This is a genomic window from uncultured Aurantimicrobium sp. (assembly GCF_936931525.1).
In the GTDB taxonomy this organism is placed as follows: Bacteria; Actinomycetota; Actinomycetes; order Actinomycetales; family Microbacteriaceae; genus Aurantimicrobium.
In genome coordinates this window covers 1-3640 of the sequence record NZ_CAKZII010000054.1, presented here as the reverse complement: position 1 = coordinate 3640, position 3640 = coordinate 1, and the positions used below count along the sequence as shown (strand labels likewise).

Genomic DNA, 3640 nt, shown 5'->3' with positions numbered 1-3640 from the left:
GCAGCATGGTCTTCTTGATGGCTTTGGTGGATTCTCCACCGATGTGGGTAATCGAGACCTCGGGCACATAAAGGTTGGTGTATCCCAGTTTGCCTAGGCGGTAGCCCAGATCGACGTCTTCGAAATACATGAAGTAGTTGTCATCAAAGCCGCCTACTTGAGTGAACAAGTCCCTGCGGACTGCAAGGCAGGCGCCAGAAACCCAGCCCGTAGGAACGGTCTTGTTTTGTAGGTGTGCTTCAGAAAGGTAGTTCTTGGTCCACGGGTTAGAAAGCCAAATATTGGCAAAGAGTGCGTGCCCAACACCATTACGGATGGAAGGAATTGATCGCGCTGAAGGGTAAACAGAGCCGTCTTCGTTGTAAATCCGGGGCCCAGCCACGCCAACCTTTGAGTCCTGAACTGCGTTTCTTAGCGCTGCAACCGTTTCTGGGTTGAGCTCACTGTCTGGGTTGCAGACCAATAAGGTCGTAAATTCTTCTTTGAGGTCAGGAACTGCTTTGTTTACAGCAGAGCCATAGCCGACGTTCTTGGCGAGCTTGAGCAGGTTGACGCCGAAGTTCTTGGTGAGCTTCTCAGTAACAGCAATGTCTGCAGAGTTGTTGTCCACCACTGTGATCTGGCTGGGGGAGGCGACTGACTTCACTGCACTTGCAAGGAAGTCTGCCAACTGCGCGCTGGAGTTGTAGCTCACGGTAATGATGGCTACATCGCTGGGGGCAGTTGTCTTTGGCGTCATGAGAAATTTCCTTCCCCAGACTACAAGGGCACGCCCGAACTAGCTGAAGCTCAGCCTGGGCATGAGCAAACTGCTACTATGTAAGTGCACCGGTTGAAGTCGCGAAATCTCGCGAAAGCCTCCCGGAGCATTCACCAGTTCGATATCGAACTTCTGTAACACCCCATTTCGCACTACCTCCACACAGCCCACATTTTCGAATGCAGTGGCTTGGAAAAGCTCTAGTGCTCTAAATATCTATAAGGAGAACTCATGTCTGAGAACTCGATCAATGAAACCCCCGCTGCAGAAGCAGCACCCCGCAAGCGCACTTCTCGTCGCGCAACCGTGACCGCTCCCGTGGCATCTGCTGATGCAGTGTCTGGTGCTGTCTCAGTGAGCGCATCTAGCCACGTGAACTCTGGCGACGCTGGTGTTCCTGCGCTGGCACCTGCTCTGCAGGCCAGCGCTGAGGAAGCACCACGTCGTGGACGTGGTCGTCCAGCAAAGAAGACGGTTGAAGCTTCTGCTGAAGCTCCCGCAACCGAATCTGCAGCACCAGCTGAAGCTGGCGAAGCAGGCCCACGTCGTGGACGTGGCCGCGGTCGCAATGCTGAAGCTGCTGAAAGCAACGGCGATGCGGACAACAACAACTCTTCTGAGGGCGCATCTGAGGGCGACAACGCCGAAGGCGATCGCCCCAGCCGTAACCGTAACCGTAACCGTAACCGTCGCGACCGCAACGATCGCACCGAAGGCGACAACGGTAACCGTAACAACGGTCCCGAGTCCGAAGGCGAAGAGCGCTTCGACCGTAATGACCGCAACAACCGCAACAACCGCCAGCGCGACCGCCGCCGCGGTGGCCGCATGGGTGACGAAGTTGAACCAGAAATTCTTGAAGACGACGTCCTGATTCCTATCGCAGGTATCTTGGACGTTCTCGACAACTACGCATTCGTGCGCACTTCCGGATACCTTCCCGGAAACAACGACGTCTATGTCTCGCTCGGCCAGGTCAAGAAGTACAACCTGCGCAAGGGTGACGCTGTTATTGGTTCCATCAAGCAGCCACGCGATGGCGAAGGCTTCGGTCGTCAGAAGTACAACGCACTGGTCAAGATTGATTCCATCAATGGTCAGACCATTGAAGAAGCAGCTACCCGCGTTGACTTCCAGTCGTTGACTCCTCTCTACCCGCAGGAACGTCTGCGTCTGGAGACCGAGTCTTCCAAAATCACTGGTCGGATCATCGATCTGGTTTCGCCCATTGGTAAGGGTCAGCGTGGTCTGATTGTCGCGCCGCCTAAGGCGGGCAAGACCATCGTGATGCAGCAGATTGCGAACGCCATCGCTCAGAACAACCCTGAGGTTCACCTCATGGTTGTTCTCGTCGACGAGCGTCCAGAAGAAGTCACTGACATGGAGCGCACCGTCAAGGGTGAAGTTATTGCTTCCACCTTCGACCGTCCCGCAGAAGACCACACCATGGTGGCAGAGCTCGCTATCGAGCGCGCAAAGCGCCTCGTCGAGCTCGGCCAGGATGTTGTCGTTCTCTTAGACTCGATTACTCGTCTAGGACGCGCATACAACCTGGCAGCACCTGCTTCCGGTCGTATTCTCTCCGGTGGTGTGGACGCAGCTGCGCTCTACCCACCCAAGAAGTTCTTCGGTGCTGCCCGCAACATTGAGAACGGTGGCTCTTTGACCATCATTGCTTCGGCACTGGTTGAGACCGGTTCGAAGATGGACGAAGTCATCTTCGAAGAGTTCAAGGGCACCGGCAACATGGAACTTCGCCTGTCGCGTTCACTCGCTGACAAGCGCATCTTCCCTGCTGTTGACGTCAACGCGTCAGGTACTCGCCGCGAAGAGATGCTGATGGGCCCTGACGAAGTCAAGGTCACCTGGAAGCTTCGCCGCGCTCTTGCTGGTCTTGACCAGCAGCAGGCGCTGGAAAGCGTTGTGGGCAAGCTCAAGGACACTGCAACCAACGTTGAGTTCCTCATGTTGATGCAGAAGTCCAACGCTTCCAAGGAGGACTAAGCCGTGCTTTCTTCTGTACAAGGCCTTCTCGCCGAGTACGAAGAGCTGCAGGTTCAGCTCTCCGACCCGGCCGTGCACGCTGACGCGTCACGTTCGAAGAAGCTCAACCGTCGTTATGCCGAAATCAGCCAGATCAAGATTGCTTATGAGCGCTTGACCACGTTGGAAGAGGACTTGGCTGCCGCCAAGGAACTTGCCAAGGAAGACGAAGCATTTGCTGCAGAGATTCCTGCACTCGAGGAAGCAATTCCTGGAGCACAGGAAAAGCTGCGCCGTTTGCTTATTCCACGTGACCCCGATGATGGCCGTGACGTGATCATGGAAATCAAGGGTGGTGAAGGTGGTGCAGAAAGCCAGCTATTCGTGGCTGACCTTCTGCGCATGTATCTCCACTACGCAGAGTCCAAGGGCTGGAAGACAGAAGTTCTGGATAAGACCGAATCTGACCTTGGTGGTTTCAAGGACGTTCAAGTTGCCATCAAGGGCAACTCGAACGACCCTGCACAGGGTGTCTGGGCTCACCTGAAGTATGAAGGTGGCGTTCACCGTGTTCAGCGCGTACCCGCAACTGAGTCTCAGGGACGTATTCACACCTCAGCTGCCGGTGTTCTGGTCTTCCCAGAAGTAGATGAGCCTGAAGAAGTCGCGATCAACCAGAACGACCTCAAGATCGATGTCTATCGCTCGAGTGGTCCTGGTGGACAGTCTGTGAACACCACTGACTCTGCTGTGCGCATTACCCACCTTCCTACCGGAATCGTGGTCTCTATGCAGAACGAGAAGAGCCAGCTTCAGAACCGTGAAGCCGGTATGCGCGTGCTCCGCGCGCGCATCCTTGCTCGTCAGCAGGAAGAAGCAATGGCAGAAGCCAGTGCG

Annotated in this window: 3 protein-coding genes; 2 read left to right on the top strand and 1 reads right to left on the bottom strand. The window is 55.4% G+C overall.

Annotation, left to right across the window (positions count from 1 at the left end):
• Positions 1-739: glycosyltransferase family 2 protein (locus tag Q0362_RS02605; RefSeq protein WP_298119461.1), on the bottom strand; the 739-nt coding region annotated here is incomplete at its 3' end.
• A 252-nt stretch (positions 740-991) separates the two neighbouring features.
• Between Q0362_RS02605 and rho the strand changes: the two genes are divergently transcribed.
• Together rho and Q0362_RS02595 are read left to right on the top strand one after the other, a co-directional pair.
• Positions 992-2764, top strand: a complete 1773-nt coding sequence (rho, locus tag Q0362_RS02600; protein WP_298119459.1) for a transcription termination factor Rho — start codon at positions 992-994, stop codon at positions 2762-2764.
• Between the two features lie 3 nt (positions 2765-2767).
• Positions 2768-3640, top strand: an 873-nt coding sequence (locus Q0362_RS02595) for a PCRF domain-containing protein (protein ID WP_298119457.1), incomplete at its 3' end; no start/stop codon positions are given.

What these genes read in the sequence shown, in the direction of transcription:
- rho (WP_298119459.1), top strand. Translation starts at nt 992, where the DNA reads ATGTCTGAGAACTCGATCAATGAAACCCCCGCTGCAGAAGCAGCACCC.